We start from the raw sequence: 612 nt of genomic DNA, 5'->3' as shown, positions 1-612 counted from the left end.
TTTGCGCCCGCGCCCGCTGCGCCCGCGCCCGCTGCGCCCGCGCCCGCTGCGCCCGCGCCCGCTGCGCCCGCGCCCAGCCCGGCCGCGCGTGACGCCGTACGCGCCCGCCTGCTCGCGACGAGCGCGGTCGAGTCGCGCGGGACGGGGAGCGCGCGGGCGGGCTGGGCGGCGCGGGAGGCGGAAGCGCTGGCGCGGCGGCTCGACGATCCCGCGCTGCTGGCGTTCGCGCTCAACGGGCGCTGGATGCAGAGCTTCTCGCGCGCGGGGCTGGCGCCGGAGCGGGACGCGATCGGCGCGGAGCTGATCGCGCTCGCCGACCGCCACGGGCTCGTCTCGCACGCCGTGCTCGGCCACCTGATCCGGCTGCAGGCGCGCTCGGCGCTCGCCAACTTCGCCGCCGCCGACGCGCACGCCGCCGCGATCGACCAGCTCGCCGCCCGCCACGAACGTCCGCTCGCCGGCGTCTTCACGAGCTGGTACCGCGCGCTCCGCCTCGCCGCGACCGGCTCCACCCCGCCGGCGCCCGCCCCGCCGGCGCCTGCCCCGCCGGCGCCTGCCCCGCCGGCGCCTGCCCCGCCGGCGCCTGCCCCGCCGGCAGCTGCCCCGCCGGCG

At 82.7% G+C, this 612-nt stretch carries 1 pseudogene; it reads left to right on the top strand.

Features of this window, described 5'->3' with window-relative positions:
- A pseudogene (locus tag Q7L73_RS28625) lies at nt 1-612 on the top strand (SARP family transcriptional regulator); the annotation flags it as partial.

The sequence above is a fragment of the Conexibacter sp. CPCC 205762 genome (assembly GCF_030646155.1).
In the GTDB taxonomy this organism is placed as follows: domain Bacteria; phylum Actinomycetota; class Thermoleophilia; order Solirubrobacterales; family Solirubrobacteraceae; genus Conexibacter.
Note: the sequence above shows the minus strand (reverse complement) of the source record. Positions and strands in the feature narration are given on the sequence as shown.